Source organism: Actinomadura rupiterrae (genome assembly GCF_024172125.1).
GTDB lineage: Bacteria > Actinomycetota > Actinomycetes > Streptosporangiales > Streptosporangiaceae > Spirillospora > Spirillospora rupiterrae.
Genome location: NZ_JAMZEA010000018.1, coordinates 23,162 through 50,132, shown reverse-complemented (window position 1 = coordinate 50,132; position 26,971 = coordinate 23,162). Strand labels below are relative to the sequence as shown.

Genomic DNA, 26,971 nt, shown 5'->3' with positions numbered 1-26,971 from the left:
GCGATGACCTCTCCCGGGGCCCCCACCCCCGCTGCTCCCGCCCCCCACCCCGCACCCTCCGCCCCCCGCCGCACCGGCCTCGGCGAGAAGGCGCGCTACCGCCTGCTCGGGCTCTCGATGATCATGGTGATCATCCTGCTGCTCGTGCTGACGGTCGGCTTCTACGAGAAGGTCTTCACCCCGGTCCTGAAGGTGAAGGTCGAGGGCGCGCGCGCCGGGCTGCAGCTGCTGCCGCACTCGGACGTGAAGGTCCGCGGGCTGATCGTCGGCGAGGTGCGCGGCACGCACGCCACCGCGCAGGGCTCGACCCTCGACCTCGCGCTCGACCCTGACAAGGCCAAGCTGATCCCGGACAACGTGCAGGCGCGGCTGCTGCCGAAGACGCTGTTCGGCGAGAAGTACGTCGACCTGGAGATCCCGTCGCAGCCCGGCCCGTTCGGGCTGAAGCGCGGCCAGGTCATCCAGCAGGACCGCTCCCAGCAGGCGGTCGAGATCGACCAGGTGCTCGACAAGCTGCTGCCGCTGCTCCAGGCCGTCCGGCCGGAGAAGCTGAACACGACGCTGAACGCGCTGGCGACGGCGCTCCAGGGCCGCGGCGACCAGATCGGCACCGACCTCGAAGAGGCGAACAGCCTGCTCGGCAAGGTCAACCCGCAGCTCGGCACGCTGGTGCACGACCTGAACGGGCTGGCCGCGACGTCCGACGTCTACGCGGACGCGACGCCCGACCTGATGCAGGCGCTGCGCAACCTCAACGTCACGAGCAAGACGATCGTCGACAAGAAGCGGCAGATCGAGGACCTGATCCCCATGGTCACCGGGTTCGCCAAGGACGGCACCCGGTTCATGCAGGACAACGGCCCGAAGATCATCGGCGTGAACGCGGCGAGCCGGCCCGGCATCGAGCTGCTGTCGTACTACTCGCCGTCGCTGTCCTGCGTGTTCAGCACGCTGGAGAAGATCAAGCCCGAGCTGGAGCGGGTCGGCGGCGCGAACGGCTCGCCGACCTTCAACCTCACGATCGAGATCGTGAAGCCGCGCCCGGCCTACAAGTACCCCCTGGACCTCCCCGAGGCCAAGGACCGGCGCGGCCCCCGCTGCTACAACCTGCCGAACCCGAAGGTCCCGTTCCCCGACTACCTCGCGCGGGACGGCACAGAGGACGACCTGTGGTGGAAGAACCCCGACCCGGCCAACGGCTCCACGACCGGCAACGGCCGCGGCCGCGCCGTGTCGGACGTCTTCGTGGACCAGGGCGCCATGGCTGAGAAGGACAAGATCAAGAGCATCGTCGGGCCGGCCACCCACACCCCCGCGGACCAGGTCACCGACGCCGTCCAGCTGTGGTGGGGCCCGCTCATGCAGGGATCGGTGGTGAACCTCCGATGAGGGGCAGGACGCTCTCCGCCGGCATCAAGCTGGTGATCTTCGTGGTGCTCACCTCGCTGGCCACCGGCGTGCTGGCGATGACGATCAGCAACCTGCGGTTCGCGGACACGCGCAGCTACAAGGCGCTGTTCACCGACGTGACCGGGCTGCTCGACAAGGACGACGTGCGCGTCGCGGGCGTCCGGGTCGGCCAGGTCGAGAAGATCAAGCTGACCAGGGACAACCTCGCCGAGGTGACCTTCTCGGTGGAGAAGGGCGGCGTGTTCGCGGGCGGTCTGCCCTCGTCCACGCAGGCGAACGTCCGCTACCGCAACCTCATGGGCCAGCGTTACCTGTCGCTGACCGAGGGGCCGGGCAACGTCGGGTCGACGCTGCGTCCGGGCGGAACGATCCCGGTCGCGCAGACCCACCCGGCGCTCGACCTGACCGTCCTGTTCAACGGGTTCCGGCCGCTGTTCAAGGCGCTGGAGCCGCAGGAGGTCAACAAGCTGGCGTTCGAGATCGTGCAGACCCTCCAGGGCGAGGGCGGCACGGTGAACAGCCTGCTCACCCACGTCGGGTCGCTGACCAACACGCTCGCCGACCGGGACAAGGTCATCGGCGACGTGATCACCAACCTGAACAGCGTGCTCGGCACCATCGACGAGCGCCACCAGCAGGTGGAGCAGGTCGTCGGCGACCTGCGCTCGCTGGTCGGCGGGCTGGCCAACGACCGGGAGGCGATCTTCCAGTCGGTGGACGCGATCAACGGCCTGACCGGCACCACCGCCGATCTGCTGAAGGACGCGCGGCCCGATCTGAAGAACGACATCGCGGGGCTGCGCCAGCTGGCCACCACGTTCGACCAGAACCAGGACGCGCTGAACACGCTGTTCCAGCGCAGCCCGCTGCGGTTGCAGCGGATGGTGAACATCTCGTCCTACGGCTCGTGGTTCAACATGTACATCTGCGGCCTCGACGCGCGGGTGCGGCTGCCGGGCGGTCCGGTCTACCAGACCCCGGCGATCGTGAACGAGAACGCGAGGTGCAAGTAGATGAGGATCCCCTTCCGGGAGCGCAACCCGGTCCCCATCGGGCTCACCGCGTTCGCCGTGATCATCGTGGCGCTGGTGCTGGCGATGAACCTCGACAGCATCCCGTTCGTCACCGGCGGCAAGACCCACACCGCCTCGTTCGCCGAGGCCGCGGGCCTCAAGCCGGACGAGGAGGTGCGGATCGCCGGTGTCAAGGTCGGCAAGGTCGAGGCGCTGTCGCTGCAGGGCGACCACGTCAAGGTCACCTTCCGGGTGAACGACGGGGTGCGGCTGGGCGACCAGACCCGCGCCGAGATCAAGATCAAGACGCTGCTCGGCTCGCACTTCCTGGCGCTCGACCCGCGCGGTTCGGGGCGGCTCGGCAAGAACATCCCGATCGAGCGGACGGCCACGCCGTTCGAGGTCGTCCCGGCGATCAGCCAGCTCAGCCAGCAGATCAGCCAGATCGACTACGCGCAGGTCGCCAAGTCGTTCAACGTCCTGTCGGACACGTTCAAGAACTCCGGGCCGGAGGTCCGGGCGTCGCTGAACGGGCTCAAGCGGCTGTCCAACACCGTCGCCTCGCGCGACGACGAGCTGCACGAGCTGGCCGGCAAGGCGAAGAACGTGTCCCAGATCCTCGCCGACCGCAACACCGACTTCGCCAAGCTCATCCAGGACGGCGACAAGGTGCTCGCGGCCGTGCAGGCGCGGCGGCAGGTGATCCACCAGCTGCTGGTGAACACCGTTTCGCTGTCGGAGCAGGTGAACGCGCTGATCCGGGAGAACCAGGCGCAGGTCAAGCCGATGCTGGACAACCTCGGCCGGGTGACCGCGCTGCTGGTTCGCAACCAGGACAACCTGGACAAGATCATCAAGCTGTTCACCCCCTACGCGCGGCAGTTCGCCGACGTCACGGGCACCGGACGCTGGTTCGACAGCTACATCCAGAACCTGCTTCCGATCCCGGCCTCCATCCAGAACCCCCCGTCCGGAAACGGCAACACGGGCCAGCGCGGCCCGTCCGGCAACGGACAGCCGGGCAACGGCCAGTCGGGCGGCGGCAAGAACCCGCTGCCGTTCCTCCCGTGATCGCGACCAGGCAGGTACACCGTGCGTAACTCAGGACTGATCCTCCGCATCGGCGGGGCGCTGCTCGCCCTCGCCGTCGTGGCGGCCGCGGTCGTGCTGCTGCTGCGCGAGCCGAAGCAGAAGCACGTGACGGCGTACTTCACCCGCAGCGTCGGCCTCTACAAGGGCGCCGACGTGCGGATCCTCGGCATCCCCGTCGGCAAGGTGACCAAGGTCCAGCCGGTCGGGCCGTCGGTGAAGGTCGAGATGACCTACGACGCCAAGTACAAGGTGCCGAGCGACGCCTACGCGGTCATCGTGAACCAGACGCTCGTCGCCGACCGGTACGTCCAGTTCACCCCCGTCTACAAGGGCGGCGCGACGCTGGCCGACAAGGCGACCCTGACCACGGCCCGCACCCAGGTGCCGGTCGAGGTGGACGAGGTCGGCTCCAGCCTGAGCGACCTCAGCAAGGCGCTCGGGCCGCAGGGCGCGAACAAGGACGGCGCGCTGTCCCGGCTGCTGCAGACCGGCGCCGACACCCTCCAGGGCACCGGCGACGACTTCAACTCCACCATCCACGACTCGTCCAAGGCGCTGAGCACGCTCAGCCAGGACCGCGAGGACGTGGCCAAGACGATCAGCAACCTCCGCGTGATCACCGACACGCTGCGCGAGAACGACGACCAGGTGCGGTCCCTGACCGGCCACCTGAACTCGGTCTCCGGCCAGCTCGCGGGGGAGAAGGACGACCTCACCGCCGCGCTGCGCACGCTCGGCCCGACGCTGCGGAACGTCCAGCAGTTCGTCAGGCAGAACCGGGACGGGCTGTCCACCAACGTGCGCCAGCTCGCCCAGGTCACCGGCACGCTGGTCAAGGAGAAGGACTCCTTCGCCGAGCTGCTCGCGGTCGCGCCGCTGGCCATCAACAACCTGGCCCGCGCCTACGACCCGATCAGCGGCACCATCCACAACCGGGCCGACCTGCGCCAGTTCCACGACCTGGCCGACTGGGTGTGCTCGCTGGCCTACTCGGTCGGCACGCCGCCCAAGCAGTGCCTGGACTTCGTCCGGCCCTACAACGGCATCGGCAAGGCCCTCACCGGCCTCAGCCTCGACCTGTCCTGGATCACGGCGCTGACCACGCACTACGACCCGGTCCCGATCCCGCCGGACGCCTACGGCCCCGGCGAGGAGCGGCCGGGCACCAAGAGCAAGGGCGCGTCCGGCAAGACCGGGCAGCCGTCCACCAAGCCGTCCACCAAGAAGCGCGACTTCACCGCCCTGCTGCCGGGAGGTACCCGATGACCCGCCGGTCGTTCCGGACGCCCGTCCGGCTGGGCGCGGCGGCGCTCGCGGCCGCGGCGGCGCTGTCGGGCTGCTCGTTCCGCGGCGTCGACTCGATCCCGCTGCCCGGCGGGCCCGACCTCGGCCCGCACCCGCGCACGGTGAAGGTCGAGTTCGGCAACGTGCTCGACCTGGTCCCGCAGTCGGTGGTCAAGGTCAACGACGTGTCGGTCGGCAAGGTCGACAAGATCCAGCTCGGCGGCGGGCAGGAGGGCTGGCACGCCCTGGTCACGCTGAAGGTCCGCTCGGACGTGAGGCTGCCCGAGAACTCCTACGCCCGGATCGGCCAGACGTCCCTGCTCGGCGAGAAGTTCGTCGAGCTGGACGAGCCGCCGGTCGGCGAGCCCGCGCGCGGGCAGCTGGCCAGCGGCGCGGTGATCCCGCTGTCGCGCACCACCCGGTCCACCGAGATCGAGGAGGTGCTCTCGGCCATGTCGCTGCTGCTCAACGGCGGCGGGCTGGAGCAGGTCACCACGATCACCCGGGAGCTGAACGCGGCGATGAGCGGCCGCGAGTCCACGATCCGCTCGGTGCTCCAGCGGATCAACGTGTTCGTCGGGACGCTCGACCGGAACCGTCCGGCGATCACCAAGGCGCTGGACTCGCTGGACCGGCTCACCACCAAGCTGGCCGCCGAGCGCAAGACGATCAAGGCGACCATCGACACCACCGGCCCGGCGATCGAGATCCTCAAGGACAACCGCGCCGACCTCACCGAGATGCTGGTGTCGCTGGACAAGCTCAGCCGCACGACGACCAGCGTGGTGAACCAGTCCCGGGACGACCTGCTCGCCAACCTCAAGGCGCTCGACCCGCTGCTGCGCAACCTGAACAAGGCCGGCAACACCCTGCCGCGCAACCTGGAGACCCTGCTGAGCTACCCGTTCGCACCGACGTTCGGCAACGTCATCAAGGGCGACTACGGCAACGTCCGGCTGACGCTCGACCTGGACTTCCAGAGCATCGCCCACAACCTGCTGGGCGGCACCGACCTGGAGGGCCTGGCGGGCGGCCAGCAGATGCGGTCCATGCTCAAGGTCCCGAACGTCACGCTGCCGCGGACGCCGCTCGGCATCCTGCCGCAGATGCCGTCCAGCGGCGGCCTGCCGGGGCTCGGCGGCAGCAACGGCACTACCGGCGGGCAGGGCGGCCAGGGGGGCCAGGGCGGCAAGGGCGGGCAGCCCAAGCCGAAGGCGCTCCAGGGGCCCAGTGACCTGCACAGCCTGATGACCGGGGGGCTCTCGTGATCCTCAAGCGCGGCGTCAAGATCCAGCTGATCGCGTTCCTGCTGATCACGATCATCGGCATCACCGTCGTCTCGGTGAACTACGTCGGGTTCGGCAAGAAGGCGCTCGGCCAGCAGTACATCGCCTATGTCGACCTCAGCGACTCCGGCGGCGTGTTCACCAACGCCGAGGTCACCTACCGGGGCGTCCCGGTCGGACGGGTCGGGCCCATCCAGCTCACCCAGGACGGCATCAAGGTCAAGCTGCTGCTCGACAAGAACCACCGGATCCCGCGCGAGGGCACGTCCGCCATCGTCGCGAACCGGTCCGCGGTCGGCGAGCAGTACATCGACCTGGAGCCGAGCCGCGACGGCGGGCCCTACCTCGACCAGGGCAAGCCGTACACGATCCCGCGCCAGCTGACCAAGATCCCGGTGTCCACCGCCGAGCTGCTGCGCAACGTCGACCAGCTCGTCGGGTCCGTCGACCCGAAGAACCTCGGCACGATCGTGAACGAGCTGGACAAGGCGTTCTCCGGCACGTCCACCGACCTGCAGAAGATCCTGGACGACACCGACCGGATCCTGAAGACGGCCAACAAGTCCTACCCGGACACCAAGGCGCTGCTCGACAACAGCCGGGTCGTCCTCGACACCCAGGCCGCCGAGGGCGCCAACATCCGGGGCTTCGCCGCCAACCTGAAGGACCTGAGCGCCACGCTCCGGGACAACGACGGCGCGATCCGGGACGACATCGCCGCCGCCCCCGGCGCGATCACCCAGGCCGACGGCACGATCAAGGACCTGGCCCCCACCCTGCCGGTGCTGCTGGCCAACCTGACCACCACCGGGCAGATCATCGCCGCCCGGCGGGCCGGGCTGCGGTCCCTGATGATCCTCTACCCGGTCACGCTGGCCGGCGTGTTCACCGTCATGCCGGGCGACGGCACCCAGCACCTCGGCCTCGCCCTCAACATCGACTCGCCGCCGCCGTGCACCAAGGGGTACGAGAAGACCCCGCACCGCTGGCCCCAGGACACCCGCGACCGGATGCCCGACCTGAACACCGGCTGCAAGGCGCCGCACAACTCGCCCTCGGACGTCCGCGGCGCCCGCAACTTCCCGACCTCGGCGCTGGAGCCCGTCCCGTCCGTGCCGCCGGGCGCGACCGACGGCGGCGGCTTCCCGCCCGGCAAGACGTCCGACGCGGCCGGAAAGCCGGGCACGAAGGACCGGAAGGCCGCCGCGGGCTCCGGCTCCGCGCCGAGCCCGATGGGGCAGCTGACCGGCATCAACGTTCCGACGACCGGGACGGTCGAACTCGCCGGGTACGATCCATCGACCGGTGTGGTCTACGGACCGGACGGACGCCGTTACGGCCTCGGCAACACCGGCGGACAGCAGCGCCTCCTCGGGGACGCCTCCTGGAAGATGCTCCTGCTCGGCCCCCTGATGGGCGGGAAATGACCACACAGCCCGGGCCCGGAGCGAACCCCTCAACGCGTTAGGAGACGCTATGAAATACGGCGCGACCGACGCGGTCGATGCCGCAACGCGGCGGGCCGGGGTCGGTGTTTCGATCGCCGCCATCGTCCTGGGCATCGTGGCCGCCGCCCTCGCGGTGGCGACGGTGGTCGCCGGCATCCAGTGGTACTCCGCGAGGGACCACGCCGACGACCGCAAGTCGGTCCTCCAGTCGGCCCGGCAGACCGGCGTGAACCTCGCCAGCATCGACTACAAGACCGTCCAGCAGGGCATCGAGCGGGTCACCTCCGGGATGACCGGCGACATCAAGAACCAGTGGGCCACCCAGGCCAAGCAGATCGCCGACATCGCCACCAAGTCCCAGTCCGCCTCGTCGGTCCAGCAGGTCCGCGCGGGCATCGTGTCGATGGACGGGAACTCGGCCGAGGTGCTCGTCTCGATCACCGCGACGACCACCAGCCCGAAGGTGCCGAACGGTGAGCCGCGCTACTACCGGTTCGCGATGGACATGTCCAAGGTCAAGGGCAAGTGGCTCGTGTCGAAGATGGGGATGGTCCCGTGACGACCGACATCAACGCCGAGGAGCGGGCCCGCCGGGCCCAGGAGGCCAAGCTCAAGGCGGAGATCACGCGCCGGATGGCCGAGGAGGCCGCCCGGGAGGCCGAGGAGGCCGAACGCGAGGCCGCCGGGTCGTCGGAGACTTCAAACGCCGGGGATGCCCCCGAAACGCCGGAGAAGCCCGCTGAGGCCCGTACAGGCGGGAAATCCGCGTCCGCCAAGCCGTCCGCCGAGGACGCCGACACCGGCACCCCTGTCGACACGGACGCAGCGGACGAAACGGACGCTGACGCGGAGCTCGCCAAGCCCGCGAAGCAGGGCAAGAACGCGAAGGCCGTCACCAAGGCCGACGCTGCGTCCGACACGAAGGCCGACGCCACGTCCGATGACGCCGACGCGACCTCCGATGACGGCGACACGCCCGACGCGGACGACGAGGCGGGCGATGTGAAGCTCGCCAAGGCGGCTGAGACGGACGCCGACGTGGCTGAGGTCGCCGAGGACGATGTCGACACTGCGGACGCTGGCGCCGATGTCGGCGGTGATTCCGAGGAGTCCGAAACGCCGTCCGGAGAGGATGGTTCGGGCGACGAAGGCGACGAGGCCGCCGGTCGCAAGAAGCGGAGGCGCGGGCGCCAGGCGAAGATCGTCACCGTTGAGGACGGCACTGCGGTGGACGCGGCTCCCCGGAGGGAGCGCGGTCCCGGAGCGGGAGCCTTGATCTTCCTGAGCACGGTCTCCATGGCCGTCTGGCTGCTCATCGCGGTGAACATCCTGCTCGTGGGCGGGCTGAGCTGGCTGCTGATCGCGAAGTCCGGCCAGTCGGGCGGCAGCGACAAGGAGACCAAGGCGGTTCAGTTCGCGGCGACGCGGGCGGCGGAGGACATCTCGTCCTACGACTACCGGACGATCGACTCGGACCTGAAGCGCGCCGCCGGCCACACCACCGGCAACTTCAAGACCCAGTTCGACCAGCAGATCTCGCAGGTCAAGACCAGTGCCCAGCAGCAGCAGGCGGTGGTCGAGGGGCAGGCCGTGAAGACGGCCGTGGAGAACGTGGACGGCGACAAGGCGATCGCCCTGGTCTACCTCGACCAGACGACCGCGAAGCAGGCCAGCGCGTCCCGCACGCCGAACCAGTACACGCTGCGCATGGTGATGAAGAAGGTCAAGGGGCAGTGGATGGTCTCGGACCTCCAGATGCTCTAGCCCACCCTTAATCCGGCCTCCGGACGGGCCGTAACCGGCCCGCCCGGACCCGGGCGCGGAACGAGCGACCACCCTCTCCGGGGTGGTCGCTCGCGGCGTTTCGGCACGCCGTCGCGGCGCGGTCGCCGGAGGGCCCGGCGGGGGTTCTAAACTATGGCCTTCCTCACTGCAGGTCAGAGCCCGAAAAGTCCAAGTGCGCTCTTGACTAGGAGGCCGTGAGGAGCGATGCTCGCAGGCGACTGTGATGCATACTGCGGCGCTGGAGTTGCGAGCGGTGTGGTTGTCGACTACACTGCCCCTTTGCGCTGCCCTCTGACTATCCACGTGCGAGAGCACTCCTGCCATGGTCCGTTTTGGACCTTATCGTGCCGGTCTCGCATCTGGATCGTCTGGCGTGCGTGTCGTCAGTTACGCCGCGAGCCCTCGGAAGGACCACTCTTGGCAGCCTCGCGCAACGCCTCGAATACCGCAACCGGTCCGAACCGCGTCTCCTTCGCGCGCATCAAGGAGCCGCTCGAAGTCCCGGACCTCCTTGCCCTTCAGACCAACTCCTTTGACTGGTTGCTGGGCAACGAGAGGTGGAAGGCCCGGGTCGAGGCGGCCCAGAAGGCCGGAAGTAAGAGCGTCCCGACCCAGTCGGGCCTCGAAGAGATCTTTGAAGAGATCAGTCCCATCGAGGACTTCTCCGGGACCATGTCCCTCTCGTTCCGCGACCACCGGTTCGAGCCGCCCAAGTACTCCGCCGAGGAGTGCAAGGACAAGGACATGACCTTCTCCGCCCCCATGTTCGTCACGGCGGAGTTCATCAACAACACCACCGGTGAGATCAAGAGCCAGACGGTGTTCATGGGCGACTTCCCGCTCATGACCTCCAAGGGCACCTTCATCATCAACGGCACCGAGCGGGTCGTGGTGTCCCAGCTCGTGCGTTCGCCCGGCGTCTACTTCGACCGCGCGCTCGACAAGGCCAGCGACAAGGACATCTACGGCTGCCGGGTGATCCCCAGCCGGGGTGCCTGGCTGGAGTTCGAGATCGACAAGCGCGACAACGTCGGTGTGCGCATCGACCGCAAGCGCAAGCAGCCGGTCACGGTCCTGCTGAAGGCCCTGGGCTGGGACGAGGCGCGCATCCGCGAGCGCTTCGGCTCCTACGAGTCGATCAACATCACCCTGGAGAAGGACCACACCTCCGGCCAGGACGACGCGCTGCTGGACATCTACCGCAAGCTGCGTCCGGGCGAGCCGCCGACCAAGGAGTCGGCGCAGACCCTGCTGGAGAACCTGTACTTCAACCCGAAGCGCTACGACCTGGCCAAGGTGGGCCGCTACAAGGTCAACAAGAAGCTCGGGCTGGAGCTGGAGACCAACCAGGGCACGCTGACCGAGGACGACATCGTCGGGACGATCGAGTACCTCGTCCGGCTGCACGCCGGTGAGGAGGAGGCGTCGCTCGGCGGCGCCCCCGTGCCGATCGAGGTCGACGACATCGACCACTTCGGCAACCGCCGCCTGCGCACCGTCGGCGAGCTGATCCAGAACCAGGTCCGGCTGGGCCTGGCCCGGATGGAGCGGGTCGTCCGCGAGCGGATGACCACCCAGGACGTCGAGGCGATCACGCCGCAGACCCTGATCAACATCCGGCCGGTCGTCGCCTCCATCAAGGAGTTCTTCGGCACCAGCCAGCTGTCGCAGTTCATGGACCAGACCAACCCGCTCGCGGGCCTGACCCACAAGCGCCGCCTGAACGCGCTGGGTCCGGGCGGTCTGTCCCGTGAGCGCGCGGGCATGGAGGTCCGCGACGTCCACCCGTCGCACTACGGCCGCGCCTGCCCGATCGAGACGCCGGAAGGCCCGAACATCGGCCTGATCGGCTCGCTCGCCGCGTACGGCCGGGTGAACCCGTTCGGGTTCGTCGAGACCCCGTACCGCAAGGTCGTCGACGGCCAGGTGACCGACCAGATCGACTACCTGACCGCCGACGAGGAGGACCGCTTCGTCGTCGCCCAGGCGAACTCGCTGCTCGACGACGAGGGCCGGTTCACCGAGAACCAGGTCCTGGTCCGCAAGAAGGGCGGCGAGATCGAGCTGATCCCGCCGCAGGACGTGCAGTACATGGACGTGTCGGCGCGGCAGATGACCTCGGTCGCCACCGCGATGATCCCGTTCCTGGAGCACGACGACGCCAACCGCGCGCTGATGGGCTCCAACATGCAGCGCCAGTCGGTGCCGCTGCTGCGCAGCGAGGCGCCGCTGGTCGGCACCGGCATGGAGTACCGGGCCGCGGTCGACGCCGGTGACGTCATCGTCGCCGAGAAGGCCGGCGTGGTCGAGGAGGTCTCCGCCGACTACGTGACCGTCATGAACGACGACGGCACCCGCACCACCTACCGCGTCGCCAAGTTCAAGCGGTCCAACCAGGGCACCTGCTTCAACCAGAAGCCGATCGTCCAGGAGGGCCAGCGGGTCGAGGTGAACCAGGTCGTCGCCGACGGCCCCTGCACCGACACCGGCGAGATGGCGCTCGGCAAGAACCTGCTCGTGGCGTACATGCCGTGGGAGGGCCACAACTACGAGGACGCGATCATCCTGTCGCAGCGCCTCGTGCAGGACGATGTCCTGTCCTCGATCCACATCGAGGAGCACGAGGTCGACGCCCGCGACACCAAGCTCGGCCCCGAGGAGATCACCCGGGACATCCCGAACGTCTCCGAGGAGGTCCTGGCGGACCTGGACGAGCGCGGCATCATCCGCATCGGCGCGGACGTCGTGCCCGGCGACATCCTGGTCGGCAAGGTCACGCCGAAGGGCGAGACCGAGCTGACCCCCGAGGAGCGGCTGCTCCGCGCGATCTTCGGTGAGAAGGCGCGCGAGGTCCGCGACACCTCGCTGAAGGTGCCGCACGGCGAGCAGGGCAAGGTCATCGGCGTCCGGGTGTTCTCCCGGGACGAGGGCGACGAGCTCCCGCCCGGCGTGAACGAGCTGGTCCGGGTGTACGTGGCGCAGAAGCGCAAGATCACCGACGGTGACAAGCTGGCCGGCCGGCACGGCAACAAGGGCGTCATCTCCAAGGTGCTGCCCGTCGAGGACATGCCGTTCCTGGAGGACGGCACGCCCGTCGACATCGTGCTGAACCCGCTGGGCGTCCCCGGCCGGATGAACGTCGGCCAGGTCCTGGAGTCCCACCTCGGCTGGGTCGCCAGCCAGGGCTGGAAGGTCGAGGGCGACGACGCCGAGTGGAAGCGCGAGCTCAAGGAGATCGGCGCCGACCAGGCCGAGCCCTGGACCCGCGCCGCCACCCCGGTGTTCGACGGCGCCCGCGAGGACGACGTCACCGGCCTGATCAGCTCCACCCTGCCCAACCGGGACGGCAACCGCATGGTCGGCCCGGGCGGCAAGGCGAAGCTGTTCGACGGCCGCACCGGCGAGCCCTACCGGGACCCGATCGCGGTCGGCTACACCTACATCCTCAAGCTGCTGCACCTGGTGGACGACAAGATCCACGCGCGCTCCACCGGGCCGTACTCGATGATCACCCAGCAGCCGCTGGGCGGCAAGGCGCAGTTCGGCGGCCAGCGGTTCGGCGAGATGGAGGTGTGGGCCCTGGAGGCGTACGGCGCCGCCTACGCCCTGCAGGAGCTGCTCACCATCAAGTCCGACGACGTCCTCGGCCGCGTGAAGGTGTACGAGGCCATCGTCAAGGGCGAGAACATCCCCGAGCCCGGCATCCCCGAGTCCTTCAAGGTCCTCATCAAGGAGATGCAGTCGCTGTGCCTCAACGTCGAGGTGCTGTCCAGCGACGGCATGTCCATCGAGATGCGGGACACGGACGAGGACGTCTTCCGCGCAGCGGAGGAGCTCGGCATCGACCTCTCCCGCCGCCCCAATGAGGGCGCGATGAGCGTCGACGAGGTCTGATCAACTCAAGGGGAACAAAGTTGCTTGACGTCAACTTCTTCGACGAGCTTCGCATCGGCCTCGCGACCGCCGACGACATCCGCCAGTGGTCGCACGGCGAGGTGAAGAAGCCGGAGACCATCAACTACCGGACCCTTAAGCCGGAGAAGGACGGGCTCTTCTGCGAGAAGATCTTCGGTCCGACCCGGGACTGGGAGTGCTACTGCGGCAAGTACAAGCGCGTCCGGTTCAAGGGCATCATCTGTGAGCGCTGCGGCGTCGAGGTGACCCGCGCCAAGGTGCGGCGCGAGCGGATGGGCCACATCGAGCTGGCCGCTCCGGTCACGCACATCTGGTACTTCAAGGGCGTGCCGTCCCGGCTGGGCTACCTGCTGGACCTGGCCCCGAAGGATCTCGAGAAGATCATCTACTTCGCGGCCTACATGATCACCAGTGTGGACGCGGAGCGGCGCGACCGCGACCTGCCCACGCTGGAGGCGCACATCTCGGTGGAGCGCCAGCAGATCGAGCAGGCCCGCGACGCGCAGGTCGAGGCCCGCCAGCAGAAGCTGGAGGCCGACCTGGCGGAGCTGGAGGAGGCCGGGGCCAAGGCCGACCAGAAGCGCAAGGTGCGCGACAGCGCCGAGCGCGAGATGAAGCAGCTGCGCGACCGCGCCCAGCGCGAGCTGGACCGGCTCGACGAGGTGTGGAACCGCTTCAAGAACCTCAAGGTCCAGGACCTTGAGGGCGACGAGATGCTGTACCGCGAGATGCGGGACCGCTTCGGCAAGTACTTCGAGGGCGGCATGGGCGCCGCGGCCATCCAGGCCCGGCTCCAGAACTTCGACCTCGACGCCGAGGCGGAGAAGCTGCGCGAGATCATCCGCACGGGCAAGGGCCAGAAGAAGGCCCGCGCGCTCAAGCGGCTGAAGGTCGTGTCGGCGTTCCTGAACACCCGCAACAGCCCGCTCGGCATGGTGCTGGACTGCATCCCGGTGATCCCGCCGGACCTGCGTCCGATGGTGCAGCTGGACGGCGGCCGCTTCGCGACCTCCGACCTGAACGACCTGTACCGCCGCGTGATCAACCGGAACAACCGGCTCAAGCGCCTGCTCGACCTCGGTGCGCCCGAGATCATCGTGAACAACGAGAAGCGAATGCTGCAGGAGGCCGTGGACGCGCTGTTCGACAACGGCCGGCGCGGCCGTCCGGTCACGGGTCCGGGCAACCGCCCGCTGAAGTCCCTGAGCGACATGCTCAAGGGCAAGCAGGGCCGGTTCCGCCAGAACCTGCTGGGCAAGCGCGTCGACTACTCCGGCCGTTCGGTCATCGTCGTCGGTCCGCAGCTGCGCCTGCACCAGTGCGGCCTGCCCAAGCAGATGGCGCTGGAGCTGTTCAAGCCGTTCGTCATGAAGCGGCTGGTCGACCTGAACCACGCGCAGAACATCAAGTCCGCCAAGCGGATGGTCGAGCGCGCCAAGTCGGTCGTGTGGGACGTCCTCGAAGAGGTCATCACCGAGCACCCGGTCCTGCTGAACCGGGCGCCGACCCTGCACCGCCTCGGCATCCAGGCGTTCGAGCCGCAGCTGGTCGAGGGCAAGGCCATCCAGATCCACCCGCTGGTCTGCACGGCGTTCAACGCCGACTTCGACGGCGACCAGATGGCGGTGCACCTGCCGCTGTCCGCCGAGGCGCAGGCCGAGGCGCGGATCCTGATGCTGTCCACCAACAACATCCTGAAGCCGTCGGACGGCAAGCCCGTCACCATGCCCACCCAGGACATGGTCATCGGCCTGTACTGGCTGACGACGCAGAAGGACGGCGCGGTCGGCGAGGGCCGGGCGTTCGGCTCGATCGCCGAGGCGATCATGGCCTACGACCGGCGCGAGCTGGACCTGCAGGCCAAGATCCAGCTGCGCTTCAAGGACGTCCCGCCGCCGCGCGAGTGGGTCGCCCCGGAGGGCTACGAGCCGGGCCAGCCGTACCGGCTGGAGACCACCCTCGGCCGCGCGCTGTTCAACGAGACGCTGCCCGCGGACTTCCCGTTCGTGGACGCCGAGATCGGCAAGAAGCAGCTGTCGGCGATCGTGAACGAGCTGGCCGAGACCTACCCCAAGGTCGAGGTGGCCGACGCGCTGGACGCCCTCAAGAGCACCGGTTTCCACTGGGCCACCCGGTCCGGTGTGACGATCTCGATCGAGGACGTCGTGACGCCGCCGAACAAGGCGGCCATCCTGGCCGAGCACGAGCGTGACGACGCCAAGGTGCAGCGCGAGTACAACCGCGGTCTGATCACCGACGACGAGCGCAAGCAGGAGCTCATCGGGATCTGGAACAAGGCCACGGCCGAGGTCGCCGCCGACATGGAGAAGGCGTTCCCGAAGGAGAACCCGATCTGGATGATGATCCAGTCGGGCGCCCGAGGCAACCCGCTCCAGCTGCGGCAGATCGCCGGCATGCGCGGCCTGGTGTCGAACCCGAAGGGTGAGACGATCCCGCGTCCGATCAAGTCGTCCTTCCGCGAGGGCCTGTCGGTCGTCGAGTACTTCATCTCGACGCACGGCGCCCGCAAGGGCCTGGCCGACACCGCGCTGCGGACCGCCGACTCGGGTTACCTGACCCGGCGCCTGGTGGACGTCGCGCAGGACGTGATCGTCCGCGAGATCGACTGCGGCACCGACCGCACGATCGCGTTCCGGGTCGCCGACCGCGCCGCGGACGGCACCCTGACCAAGCCGGTGCAGTCCGAGACCAGCCTGGTCGGCCGGACGATCGCCGAGGACGTGACGGTGGACGGGACGGTCATCTTCCCGGCCGACACCGACCTGTCCGACACGGTGATCACCCGCCTGGTCGAGGTCGGCGTGGAGGAGGTGCGGACCCGGTCCGCGCTCGTCTGCGAGGCGAAGATCGGTGTCTGCGCCGCGTGCTACGGCCGCTCCCTGGCCACCGGCAAGCGGGTGGACGTCGGCGAGGCCGTCGGCATCATCGCCGCGCAGTCCATCGGTGAGCCCGGCACCCAGCTGACCATGCGTACCTTCCACACCGGTGGTGTGGCGGGTGGCGACATCACGCACGGTCTGCCGCGTGTCCAGGAGCTGTTCGAGGCCCGCATCCCCAAGGGTGTGGCCCCGATCTCCGAGGTGGCCGGCCGGATCAAGATCGACGAGACCGAGAAGACCCGGAAGATCATCGTGGTGCCGGACGACGGCACCGACGAGATCGCCTACCAGGTCCCGATGCGGGCCCGGCTCACCGACGGCGTCTTCGAGGGCGCCCACGTCGAGGTCGGCCAGCAGCTCATCGTCGGCGCGCAGAACCCGCACGAGGTGCTGCGCATCCTCGGCCCGCGCGCGGTCCAGCTCCACCTGGTCCACGAGGTCCAGGAGGTGTACCGGTCGCAGGGTGTGTCGATCCACGACAAGCACATCGAGATCATCGTCCGCCAGATGCTGAAGCGGGTGAACATCCTCGAGTCGGGCGACACCGAACTGCTGCCGGGCGACCTGGTCGAGCGGCCGATGTTCGAGGAGACCAACCGCTCGGTGGTCGCCGAGGGCGGCAAGCCCGCGGCGGGCCGGCCGGTCCTCATGGGCATCACCAAGGCCTCGCTCGCGACCGAGTCGTGGCTGTCGGCGGCGTCCTTCCAGGAGACGACCCGGGTGCTCACCGAGGCGGCCATGCACGCCAAGAGCGACCCGCTGCTCGGCCTCAAGGAGAACGTCATCATCGGCAAGCTCATCCCGGCCGGTACCGGCATGCCGCAGTACCGCAACGTCCGGGTGGAGCCGACCGAAGAGGCGAAGGCCGCGGTCTACTCCGTCGGTTCGTACGACGACGGCGCGGACTACTCGTTCGGGCAGGGCTCGGGCGAGGCGGTTCCGCTGGAGGAGTACGACTTCGGTCAGTACAACCGCTAAGCGGTAGCAGTCAGTGAAGGGCCCCCGCCTCGGCGGGGGCCTTTTCACGTCTACGACCTGCTTGCCCGCAAGCGTGGTCGACCTCACGTTCACGCTGTGTTCGGCATCGCGCGCCCGAAGGCCGGCGGTCGCGGGCGAACCGCAGCGGACGTTCGGTATCGGCCGTGCGTCCCGCGCTCGTTTCGGGTGGGACGGGACACCCCGGTCGGGAACGGACGGGCCGTCCGGCGCGTCGAACCGGACGGTGGTGATTTGCGATTCCCCCGGCGATCGGGGCAGGCTTGAGCCGATGAGTCACTTCGTGGGGACCACCCTCACGTGGGAATATCCGCCCGAAGGAGCCTGACGATGACCGACAACGACGGCGCGCAGGGACCGCAGTGGCCGTCGCCCCGGGACGACGAGAAGCCCGAGGGCGCGGAGGGCCGGGCGGCCGGTTCCAGTGACGAGGGCAAGGGCGCCGAGCCGCCCGCGCGTCCGATGGGCGACCGCACGGTCGTGTTCGGCGCGCCGCAGCTCGGCGGCGCCGCGGGCGGGCAGCCCGCCGCGCCGAAGCCGGCCGAGCCCGCGGCCCCCGCCGGGCCCCCGGCGGAGCCCGCGCGGCCGACCCCGCCCGCCGCGCCCCCCACGATGATCGAGCCGATGCCGGCGCTGGGCCAGCAGCCGCCCGTCCCGCCGCACGAGCCGCAGGCCGCCCCCGGCTTCGGCGCACCCCCCGCCGACCAGGGCGGATACGGCGCGCCCCCCGAGCAGCAGCAGTACGGGCAGCAGCCCTACGGCGAGCAGCCGGGCGCGCAGCAGCCGTACGGCCAGCCGCAGCACGAGCAGCAGGGCTACGGTCAGCAGCCCGACCAGGGCTTCGGCGGCCAGCAGGGATATGGCAACCAGCCGCAGGACCCGTACGGCCAGCCTCCGGCCGCGCCGCAGGGATTCGGCGGCCAGCCGCCGGCGGGGGAGCCCGCCTACCCGCAGCAGCCGTACAGCCAGCCGCAGGAACCCGGCCAGTTCGGGCAGCCGCCGCAGCAGCAGTTCGGCCAGGACCCGTACGCCCCGCCGCAGGGCGGCGCCTACCCGCCGGTCGAGCCGTTCGCGCCGCCCGCGGAGCCGAAGGCGCCTGCGGCCGAGCCCGCCGCGCCGGTCCAGGGCGAGGACCGCACGCTGATCGTCCCCGGTCCCGCAGCGTCCCCGGCCCCGGCGGCCGAGCCCGAGCGCCCGAACCCGAAGGTGGACGACCAGGCCACCGTCGCGTGGTCGCCCGGACCGGACGTCCCGGTGGCGTCGGGTCCGGAGCGCCGTCCCGCCGAGCCGTGGCAGGCCCCGGCCACGCCGGACGCGCCCGAGCCGTGGGCGAGCCCGCAGCCGGGCCGGCAGGGCGGCGACAACGAGCGGACGATGATGGTCCCGCCGCCGGAGCAGAACCTCGGCGCCCCGGTCGCCGGGCACGACCCGTCCGGTTTCGGCGGTGACCGCCCGCAGGTCGAGGACGGCAAGCCGACCCAGGCGTTCGACCCGTCCGCGCACGGCTCCCAGCCGGGTCAGCAGGGCCAGCAGGGCGAGGGCCTCGGCGACGCGACCCGCATGGACGTCGGCCGCCAGTGGGGCGCGTCCGCCCAGCAGGAGCAGAGCGGCTACGGCCAGCAGCCGCCGTTCGGAGCCCAGCAGCCCGGCCAGTACGGCCAGCAGCAGGGCGGCCAGTACGGCAGCCAGCAGGGCCAGTACGGCCAGGACCAGGGCCAGTACGGCCAGGGCCAGCAGTCCTACGGCCAGCAGGACCAGGGCCAGGGCCAGTACGGCGGCCAGGACCAGGGCCAATTCGGTCAGGGGCAGCAGGGCCAGTACGGCCAAGAGCAGGGCCAGTATGGCCAGCAGGCCGGCGCCTACAGCCAGGGCGCCCAGGGACAAGGCCAGTTCGGCGGTCAGCAGGGGCAGTACGGTCAGCCCGGTCAGGGCGCCGAGCCGTACCCCGGCTACCAGCAGGCGCCGGCGCAGAGCGGCGGCGGCAGCAACAAGCAGCTCTGGTACATCGTCGGAGGCGGCGTCCTCGCCGTGGTCGTGATCGTGGTCGTCATCGTCGCGTTCTTCCTCTGACCCACCGGGACCAGAGGCGGCGCGCCGGACCGGACGGACGGCGCCGGGCCCCGGCGACACGCAAAAAGCGGGCCAGGATCTCTTGACTCGCGGACCGGTCGTCGGGGACGGTGGCACGAACGCCGACGGGAATTCCGTCACAGGACGGGAACAACCCGTCGGCGTTCGTCCGTTCTGACTACGGGAACATGGCCCGCAGGGGCGTCGCGAGCTTGCGCCGGAGGCCCCGCTCGCGATAGTGGACCGTTCGCTTTGACCTTTCGCGTAGCGGTCGGTAACCTCTCTACTTGTGCCCGCTGTGTGCGGGCCAATCTGCGTGCGCGCCGGCAGGTCCCTGCGATTTGACAGGGCGGCCCAGCGCCGCGGCAAACTCCCCGGCTTGTTTCGGCCCATCACGTGGGCCGGGCGGTCTCGTGTCGGATCCGGACATCCTTGGATGAGCAGGATGCGACACGCCCGACCGCGTGGGTCGGAGAGGTCGGGAAACCGGCAGGTCACAGCCTCAGACGAGGTGGTGATGACGGACCTCACCGATGGGGTCCTGGCAGAACAAGACTTACCGGCTCGGTACGAGGAAGACGGAGACGCGGTGCCCACGATCCAGCAGCTGGTCCGAAAGGGCCGCCAGGACAAGGTGACCAAGAACAAGACGCCGGCGCTGAAGGGCAGCCCCCAGCGCAGGGGTGTCTGCACGCGCGTCTACACGACGACGCCCAAGAAGCCGAACTCCGCGCTTCGCAAGGTCGCCCGTGTCCGGCTGACCAGCGGGATTGAGGTCACGGCCTACATCCCCGGTGTCGGTCACAACCTGCAGGAGCACTCGATCGTGCTCGTGCGCGGCGGCCGAGTGAAGGACCTCCCGGGCGTTCGGTACAAGATCATTCGCGGTTCGCTGGACACCCAGGGCGTCCGCAACCGCAAGCAGGCGCGCAGCCGCTACGGCGCCAAGAAGGAGAAGTGAGCTAATGCCGCGCAAGGGCCCTGCTGGCAAGCGCCAGCTCATCGCGGACCCGGTGTACAACTCGCCGCTGGTCACCGCGCTGATCAACAAGGTTCTCCTGGACGGCAAGCGCTCCATCGCGCAGAGCATCGTCTACGACGCTCTGGAGGGTGCGCGCGAGAAGACCGGCAACGACCCGGTCGTCACGCTCAAGCGCGCGCTGGACAACGTCAAGCCGACCCTGGAGGTCCGCTCCCGCCGCGTCGGCGGCGCGACCTACCAGGTCCCGGTCGAGGTCCGGCCCGCCCGCTCCACGACGCTCGCGCTGCGCTGGCTGGTGCTCTACTCGCGGCAGCGCCGCGAGAAGACCATGACCGAGCGCCTGATGAACGAGCTGCTCGACGCCTCCAACGGGCTCGGCGCGTCCGTCAAGAAGCGCGAGGACACGCACAAGATGGCGGAGTCCAACAAGGCCTTCGCCCACTACCGCTGGTAATCCGGCGGATCCTGAGTTACGACGAGACGACGCGAGGACGAAAGTGGCTACCAAAACCGGTGTAGACCTCTCCAAGGTCCGCAACATCGGCATCATGGCCCACATCGACGCCGGCAAGACCACCACCACCGAGCGGATCCTGTACTACACGGGCATCAGCTACAAGATCGGTGAGGTCCACGACGGCGCGGCCACGATGGACTGGATGGAGCAGGAGCAGGAGCGGGGCATCACCATCACCTCCGCGGCCACCACCTGCACCTGGCCGGTCGAGGACGTCAAGCACACCATCAACATCATCGACACCCCGGGCCACGTCGACTTCACCATCGAGGTGGAGCGCTCGCTGCGCGTGCTGGACGGTGCCGTCGCGGTGTTCGACGGTGTCGCGGGCGTCGAGCCGCAGTCCGAGACCGTGTGGCGCCAGGCGGACCGCTACGGCGTCCCGCGGATCTGCTTCGTCAACAAGCTCGACCGGGTCGGCGCGGAGTTCCACCGCTGCGTCGACATGATCACGGACCGCCTGAACGCGACCCCGCTGGTCATGCAGCTCCCGATCGGCGCCGAGGCGGACTTCAAGGGCGTCGTCGACCTGGTCACCATGAAGGCCCTGGTCTGGACCGACGACACCAAGCTCGGCGAGATGTACGAGACCGTCGAGATCCCCGACACGCACGTCGAGGCCGCCCAGGAGTGGCACGACAAGCTGATCGAGACGCTGGCCGAGGGCGACGACGAGATCATGGAGCTCTACCTGGAGGGCGTCGAGCCCACCGTGGAGCAGATCTACGCCGGTGTCCGCCGCGCCACGATCGCGGGCAACCTGTTCCCCGTCCTGACCGGGACCGCCTTCAAGAACAAGGGCGTCCAGCCGCTGCTCGACGCCATCGTCCGCTACCTGCCCTCGCCGCTGGACGACGGCGGCGTGGACGGCCACGCGGTGCGCGACGAGGAGAAGACCCTTCACCGGGACGCCTCCGAGGACGAGCCCTTCGCCGCGCTGGCGTTCAAGATCGCGTCCGACCCGCACCTGGGCAAGCTGACCTTCATCCGCGTCTACTCGGGCGTGCTGGAGGCCGGTTCCCAGGTCCTGAACTCCGTCAAGGAGCGCAAGGAGCGGATCGGCAAGATCTACCGGATGCACGCGAACAAGCGTGAGGAGATCAGCCAGGTGGGCGCCGGCGACATCGTCGCCGTCATGGGTCTGAAGCAGACCACCACCGGCGAGACCCTCTGCGACGAGAAGGACTCCATCGTCCTTGAGTCGATGAACTTCCCGGCGCCGGTCATCCACGTGGCGATCGAGCCGAAGACCAAGGCCGACCAGCAGAAGCTCGGCACCGCCATCCAGCGGCTCGCGGAGGAGGACCCCTCCTTCCAGGTCCGCACGGACGAGGAGACCGGCCAGACGGTCATCTCCGGCATGGGCGAGCTCCACCTGGAGATCCTGGTCGACCGCATGAAGCGGGAGTTCAAGGTCGACGCCAACGTCGGCAAGCCCCAGGTCGCCTACCGCGAGACCATCACGCGGAAGGTCGAGAAGGTCGAGTACACGCACAAGAAGCAGACCGGTGGTTCCGGTCAGTTCGGTCGCGTGATCATCAACCTGGAGCCGCTGGGCGAGGGCAACGACGGCTACGAGTTCGAGAACAAGGTCACCGGTGGCCGCATCCCGCGGGAGTACATCCCGTCGGTCGACGCGGGCTGCCAGGAGGCCGCCGAGTTCGGCGTTCTCGCCGGCTACCCCATGGTGGGCGTGAAGGTCACCCTTCTCGACGGTGCCTACCACGAGGTGGACTCCTCGGAGATGGCGTTCAAGATCGCCGGTTCCATGGCGTTCAAGGAGGCCGCCCGCAAGGCCGGGGCGACCATCCTCGAGCCGCTGATGGCCGTCGAGGTCACCACGCCCGAGGACAACATGGGCGACGTCATCGGCGACATCAACTCCCGGCGCGGCCACGTCCAGTCGATGGACGAGCGCTCGGGGATGCGGGTCGTCAAGGCGCTCGTGCCCCTCTCGGAGATGTTCGGCTACGTGGGTGATCTGCGCAGCAAGACCCAGGGCCGGGCTGTTTTCACCATGCAGTTCGACTCCTACGCCGAGGTTCCCAAGAACGTCGCGGAGGAGATCATCGCCAAGGCCCGGGGCGAGTAGTCCCGGACCGGCGCGACGGTCGTCGAGCCAGCACAGTCACCCAGCCAGCACACGAAGCGGCCTCCTGCAGGCCGAGGATCGCAACAAGGAGCAACCAGTGGCGAAGGCCAAGTTCGAGCGGACGAAGCCGCACGTGAACATCGGCACCATTGGGCACATCGACCACGGTAAGACCACGCTTACCGCGGCGATCACCAAGGTGCTCCACGACAAGTACCCGGACATCAACCCCTTCACGCCGTTCGAGGACATCGACAAGGCGCCGGAGGAGCGCGAGCGCGGTATCACGATCTCGATCGCGCACGTCGAGTACCAGACCGAGTCGCGGCACTACGCGCACGTCGACTGCCCGGGTCACGCCGACTACATCAAGAACATGATCACCGGTGCGGCGCAGATGGACGGCGCCATCCTGGTGGTCGCCGCCACCGACGGCCCGATGCCGCAGACCAAGGAGCACGTGCTCCTGGCCCGCCAGGTCGGCGTCCCCTACATCGTCGTCGCGCTGAACAAGTGCGACATGGTGGACGACGAGGAGATCCTGGAGCTCGTCGAGCTCGAGGTCCGCGAGCTGCTGTCGGAGTACGAGTTCCCGGGCGACGACGTCCCCGTGGTCCGCGTCTCCGCCTTCCAGGCGCTGCAGGGCGACGAGAAGTGGGCCGACTCGATCATCGAGCTCATGACCGCCGTCGACGAGAACGTGCCGGAGCCGGTGCGTGACACCGAGAAGCCGTTCCTGATGCCGATCGAGGACGTCTTCTCGATCACCGGCCGCGGCACGGTCGTCACCGGCCGTATCGAGCGCGGTGTCGTGAACGTCAACGAGGAAGTCGAGATCATCGGCATCAAGGAGACCTCGTCCAAGACGACGGTCACCGGTGTCGAGATGTTCCGCAAGCTGCTCGACCAGGGCCAGGCGGGCGACAACGTCGGCCTGCTCCTGCGCGGCATCAAGCGCGAGGACGTCGAGCGCGGCCAGTGTGTCATCAAGCCGGGCACCAACACCCCGCACACCGAGTTCGAGGCGCAGGTCTACATCCTGTCCAAGGACGAGGGCGGCCGCCACACGCCGTTCTTCAACAACTACCGCCCGCAGTTCTACTTCCGGACCACGGACGTGACCGGCGTGGTGAACCTCCCCGAGGGCACCGAGATGGTCATGCCGGGCGACAACACCGAGATGCGCGTCGAGCTGATCCAGCCCGTCGCCATGGAGGAGGGCCTGAAGTTCGCCATCCGCGAGGGCGGCCGGACCGTCGGCGCGGGTCGCGTCACCAAGGTTCTCAAGTAACACTCTCGTAGTCCGGCGGGCCGACCACTGGCCTGGAACGCCATGTCGGCCCGCCGTTCCACGACCGAAGAAGCAACAGCGGCACTACCAGCAAAGGACACCGAGGCCACCATGGCGGGACAGAAGATCCGCATCCGGCTCAAGGCCTACGACCACGAGGTCATCGACACCTCCGCGAAGAAGATCGTTGAGACGGTGACGCGGACGGGCGCCAAGGTCGCGGGCCCGGTGCCGCTGCCGACCGAGAAGAACGTGTACTGCGTCATCCGCTCGCCGCACAAGTACAAGGACAGCCGCGAGCACTTCGAGATGCGCACGCACAAGCGGTTGATCGACATCATCGACCCGACGCCCAAGACGGTCGACTCGCTGATGCGGCTCGACCTTCCGGCCGGCGTTGACATCGAGATCAAGCTCTGAGGGACGCACCGACAATGAGTACGCAGAGGAAGGGCGTCCTGGGCGAGAAGCTCGGCATGACCCAGGTCTTCGACGATGAGGGCCGGATCGTTCCGGTGACCGTCGTCCAGGCCGGGCCGTGCGTGGTCACCCAGCTCAAGAACCAGGAGAAGGACGGCTACACCGCCGTTCAGATCGGCTTCGGCCAGATCGACCCGCGCAAGGTGAACAAGCCGCGCACGGGCCACTTCGAGAAGGCCGGCGTCACGCCGCGCCGCTACCTGGTCGAGCTGCGCGTGGACGACGCCGCCGAGTACGAACTCGGCCAGGAGATCACCGCCAGCGTCTTCGAGGCCGGCCAGAAGATCGACGTGACCGGCACCAGCAAGGGCAAGGGCACCGCGGGTGTCATGAAGCGCCACGGGTTCAAGGGCCTCGGCGCCTCGCACGGCACCCAGCGCAAGCACCGCTCGCCGGGTTCGATCGGCGGCTGCGCGACCCCCGGTCGCGTCTTCAAGGGCCTCCGCATGGCGGGACGGCACGGCAACGCCCGTACCACCGTCCAGAACCTGACCGTCCACGCGATCGACGCGGAGAAGGGCCTGCTCCTCATCAAGGGTGCGGTCCCCGGCCCGAACGGCGGCGTGGTCCTGGTCCGCGACGCAGTGAAGGGGACGGGCAAGTGACCTCAAAGCTCGACATCGACCTGCCCGGTGAGATCTTCGACGCCAAGACCAGCGTCCCGCTGATCCACCAGGTCGTCGTCGCCCAGCTCGCGGCGGCCCGGCAGGGTACGCACGCCACCAAGACCCGGGGCGAGGTCTCCGGCGGTGGCAAGAAGCCGTACCGGCAGAAGGGCACCGGCCGCGCGCGCCAGGGTTCGACCCGTGCGCCGCAGTTCGCCGGCGGTGGCACCGTCCACGGCCCGCAGCCGCGCGACTACTCGCAGAAGACGCCCAAGAAGATGAAGGCCGCCGCCCTGCGCGGTGCGCTGTCCGACCGCGCCCGCTACGGCCGGGTGCACGTCGTCGACAGCCTCATCGAGGGCGACGCCCCGAAGACGAAGACGGCGCTCGCCGCCCTGCGCGGCGTGACCGAGGCCAAGCGCGTGCTCCTGGTGCTCGACCGCGAGGACGAGCTCACCTGGAAGTCGCTGCGCAACGAGCCGAGCGTGCACGTCATCGTCGACGACCAGCTCAACACCTACGACGTGCTCGTGAACGACGACGTGGTCTTCACCCAGAAGGCGTACGAGTCGTTCGTGGCGCGCGCGAAGAAGTAACGAGGGCAGACATGAACAAGATCTCTGACCCCCGCGACATCATCATCGCGCCGGTCGTCTCGGAGAAGAGCTACGGGCTGCTGGACGAGGGCAAGTACACCTTCATCGTCCGGCCCGACGCCAACAAGACGCAGATCAAGCAGGCCGTCGAGGCGATCTTCGATCGCAAGGTGGCCGGCGTCAACACGATCAACCGTCCGGGCAAGCGCAAGCGGACCCGTTACGGCTTCGGTCAGCGCAAGGGCACCAAGCGCGCGATCGTGAGCCTGGCCGAGGGCGAGCAGCCGATCGACATCTTCGGCGGACAGACCTCCTGACGAGGTCCGAGCCCCGAAGCGTGAACTAAGGGATTGCACGAAAAAGATGGGCATCCGTAAATACAAGCCGACGACCCCGGGTCGTCGCGGCTCCAGCGTGGCCGACTTCGTCGAGATCACGCGCACCGAGCCGGAGAAGTCGCTGCTGCGTCCTCTCCCCAAGAAGGGCGGCCGCAACAACCACGGCCGCATCACCACGCGCCACCAGGGCGGTGGGCACAAGCGCGCGTACCGGCTGATCGACTTCCGCCGGCACGACAAGGACGGCGTTCCGGCGAAGGTCGCTCACATCGAGTACGACCCGAACCGCACCGCTCGCATCGCGCTGCTGCACTACGCCGACGGTGAGAAGCGGTACATCCTCGCGCCGCAGGGGCTCAAGCAGGGCGACCGGGTCGAGAACGGCCCCGGGTCGGACATCAAGCCGGGCAACTGCCTGCCGCTCCGCAACATCCCGACCGGTACGGTCATCCACGCCATCGAGCTGCGGCCCGGCGGCGGTGCGAAGATCGCCCGGTCCGCGGGCGCCGGCGTCCAGCTGCTCGCCAAGGAGGGCAAGTACGCCACGCTGCGTATGCCGTCCGGCGAAATGCGCATGGTGGACGTCCGCTGCCGCGCCACGGTGGGCGAGGTCGGCAACGCCGAGCAGTCCAACATCAACTGGGGCAAGGCCGGCCGCATGCGCTGGAAGGGCAAGCGCCCGACCGTCCGCGGTGTGGCCATGAACCCGATCGACCACCCGCACGGTGGTGGTGAGGGCAAGACCTCCGGCGGCCGCCACCCGGTCAACCCGAACGGTAAGAAGGAAGGCCGGACGCGCAAGGCGAACAAGTCCAGCGACCGTCTCATCGTCCGTCGTCGCAGCAAGAAGAAGCGGTAGGAGTCGCTCGCA

At 68.8% G+C, this 26,971-nt stretch carries 20 protein-coding genes; all 20 read left to right on the top strand.

Annotated features, from left to right (window positions below):
* The first annotated feature begins 3 nt into the window (after positions 1-3).
* Positions 4-1,389, top strand: a complete 1,386-nt coding sequence (locus FHU30_RS43000) for an MCE family protein (RefSeq protein ID WP_253883496.1) — start codon at positions 4-6, stop codon at positions 1,387-1,389.
* Positions 1,386-2,423, top strand: coding sequence for an MCE family protein (locus FHU30_RS42995; RefSeq protein WP_253883495.1), 1,038 nt, complete (start codon positions 1,386-1,388; stop codon positions 2,421-2,423). Before FHU30_RS43000 ends, FHU30_RS42995 begins: the two co-directional genes overlap by 4 nt.
* Positions 2,424-3,494 carry an MCE family protein gene (locus tag FHU30_RS42990; protein WP_253883494.1) on the top strand — a complete coding sequence of 357 codons (1,071 nt, stop codon included), beginning with the start codon at positions 2,424-2,426 and terminating at the stop codon, positions 3,492-3,494.
* A gap of 21 nt (positions 3,495-3,515) precedes the next feature.
* Positions 3,516-4,781: an MCE family protein gene (locus tag FHU30_RS42985; RefSeq protein WP_253883493.1), complete on the top strand. Its 1,266-nt coding sequence runs from the start codon at positions 3,516-3,518 to the stop codon at positions 4,779-4,781.
* Entirely contained in the window at positions 4,778-6,067 is a 1,290-nt protein-coding gene (locus FHU30_RS42980) for an MCE family protein (RefSeq protein WP_253883492.1), read from the top strand. Before FHU30_RS42985 ends, FHU30_RS42980 begins: the two co-directional genes overlap by 4 nt.
* The gene (locus FHU30_RS42975) at positions 6,064-7,512 is read left to right on the top strand and encodes an MCE family protein (RefSeq protein WP_253883491.1); all 1,449 of its coding nucleotides are present in this window, start codon (positions 6,064-6,066) and stop codon (positions 7,510-7,512) included. The genes FHU30_RS42980 and FHU30_RS42975 overlap by 4 nt, the downstream gene beginning before the upstream one ends.
* A gap of 49 nt (positions 7,513-7,561) precedes the next feature.
* Positions 7,562-8,092: an Rv1363c family protein gene (locus FHU30_RS42970; protein WP_253883490.1), complete on the top strand. Its 531-nt coding sequence runs from the start codon at positions 7,562-7,564 to the stop codon at positions 8,090-8,092.
* A complete protein-coding gene (locus FHU30_RS42965; protein ID WP_253883489.1) occupies positions 8,089-9,297 on the top strand; it encodes an Rv1363c family protein in 1,209 nt (402 codons plus the stop codon). The genes FHU30_RS42970 and FHU30_RS42965 overlap by 4 nt, the downstream gene beginning before the upstream one ends.
* Before the next feature lie 438 nt (positions 9,298-9,735).
* Positions 9,736-13,212 (top strand): DNA-directed RNA polymerase subunit beta, encoded by a 3,477-nt coding sequence (gene rpoB, locus FHU30_RS42960; protein ID WP_253883488.1) that lies wholly within the window; start codon positions 9,736-9,738, stop codon positions 13,210-13,212.
* A 20-nt stretch (positions 13,213-13,232) separates the two neighbouring features.
* Positions 13,233-17,111, top strand: coding sequence for a DNA-directed RNA polymerase subunit beta' (locus FHU30_RS42955; protein WP_253883487.1), 3,879 nt, complete (start codon positions 13,233-13,235; stop codon positions 17,109-17,111).
* A gap of 348 nt (positions 17,112-17,459) precedes the next feature.
* A complete protein-coding gene (locus FHU30_RS42950; protein ID WP_253883650.1) occupies positions 17,460-19,199 on the top strand; it encodes a hypothetical protein in 1,740 nt (579 codons plus the stop codon).
* Between the two features lie 589 nt (positions 19,200-19,788).
* On the top strand, positions 19,789-20,160 hold the full coding sequence (gene rpsL, locus FHU30_RS42945; protein ID WP_067832642.1) for a 30S ribosomal protein S12: 372 nt from the start codon (positions 19,789-19,791) through the stop codon (positions 20,158-20,160).
* Positions 20,161-20,164: 4 nt separating this feature from the next.
* A complete protein-coding gene (rpsG, locus tag FHU30_RS42940) occupies positions 20,165-20,635 on the top strand; it encodes a 30S ribosomal protein S7 (RefSeq protein ID WP_067487277.1) in 471 nt (156 codons plus the stop codon).
* Positions 20,636-20,678: 43 nt separating this feature from the next.
* Positions 20,679-22,790 carry an elongation factor G gene (gene fusA, locus FHU30_RS42935; RefSeq protein ID WP_253883486.1) on the top strand — a complete coding sequence of 704 codons (2,112 nt, stop codon included), beginning with the start codon at positions 20,679-20,681 and terminating at the stop codon, positions 22,788-22,790.
* Between the two features lie 97 nt (positions 22,791-22,887).
* Positions 22,888-24,081 carry an elongation factor Tu gene (tuf, locus tag FHU30_RS42930; protein ID WP_253883485.1) on the top strand — a complete coding sequence of 398 codons (1,194 nt, stop codon included), beginning with the start codon at positions 22,888-22,890 and terminating at the stop codon, positions 24,079-24,081.
* 111 nt (positions 24,082-24,192) lie between these two features.
* Positions 24,193-24,501 (top strand): 30S ribosomal protein S10, encoded by a 309-nt coding sequence (gene rpsJ, locus FHU30_RS42925; protein ID WP_018657599.1) that lies wholly within the window; start codon positions 24,193-24,195, stop codon positions 24,499-24,501.
* A gap of 14 nt (positions 24,502-24,515) precedes the next feature.
* A complete protein-coding gene (rplC, locus tag FHU30_RS42920) occupies positions 24,516-25,166 on the top strand; it encodes a 50S ribosomal protein L3 (RefSeq protein WP_253883484.1) in 651 nt (216 codons plus the stop codon).
* A complete protein-coding gene (gene rplD / locus FHU30_RS42915) occupies positions 25,163-25,762 on the top strand; it encodes a 50S ribosomal protein L4 (RefSeq protein WP_253883483.1) in 600 nt (199 codons plus the stop codon). The genes rplC and rplD overlap by 4 nt, the downstream gene beginning before the upstream one ends.
* 11 nt (positions 25,763-25,773) lie before the next feature.
* Positions 25,774-26,079, top strand: coding sequence for a 50S ribosomal protein L23 (gene rplW / locus FHU30_RS42910; RefSeq protein ID WP_253883482.1), 306 nt, complete (start codon positions 25,774-25,776; stop codon positions 26,077-26,079).
* Between the two features lie 46 nt (positions 26,080-26,125).
* On the top strand, positions 26,126-26,959 hold the full coding sequence (rplB, locus tag FHU30_RS42905; protein ID WP_117361128.1) for a 50S ribosomal protein L2: 834 nt from the start codon (positions 26,126-26,128) through the stop codon (positions 26,957-26,959).
* Positions 26,960-26,971 lie beyond the last annotated feature (12 nt).

Coding starts and splice junctions, on each gene's coding strand:
- FHU30_RS43000 (WP_253883496.1), top strand. CDS start 4: ATGACCTCTCCCGGGGCCCCCACCCCCGCTGCTCCCGCCCCCCACCCC.
- FHU30_RS42995 (WP_253883495.1), top strand. CDS start 1,386: ATGAGGGGCAGGACGCTCTCCGCCGGCATCAAGCTGGTGATCTTCGTG.
- FHU30_RS42990 (WP_253883494.1), top strand. CDS start 2,424: ATGAGGATCCCCTTCCGGGAGCGCAACCCGGTCCCCATCGGGCTCACC.
- FHU30_RS42980 (WP_253883492.1), top strand. CDS start 4,778: ATGACCCGCCGGTCGTTCCGGACGCCCGTCCGGCTGGGCGCGGCGGCG.
- FHU30_RS42970 (WP_253883490.1), top strand. CDS start 7,562: ATGAAATACGGCGCGACCGACGCGGTCGATGCCGCAACGCGGCGGGCC.
- FHU30_RS42950 (WP_253883650.1), top strand. CDS start 17,460: ATGACCGACAACGACGGCGCGCAGGGACCGCAGTGGCCGTCGCCCCGG.
- rpsG (WP_067487277.1), top strand. CDS start 20,165: ATGCCGCGCAAGGGCCCTGCTGGCAAGCGCCAGCTCATCGCGGACCCG.
- rpsJ (WP_018657599.1), top strand. CDS start 24,193: ATGGCGGGACAGAAGATCCGCATCCGGCTCAAGGCCTACGACCACGAG.
- rplC (WP_253883484.1), top strand. CDS start 24,516: ATGAGTACGCAGAGGAAGGGCGTCCTGGGCGAGAAGCTCGGCATGACC.
- rplW (WP_253883482.1), top strand. CDS start 25,774: ATGAACAAGATCTCTGACCCCCGCGACATCATCATCGCGCCGGTCGTC.
- rplB (WP_117361128.1), top strand. CDS start 26,126: ATGGGCATCCGTAAATACAAGCCGACGACCCCGGGTCGTCGCGGCTCC.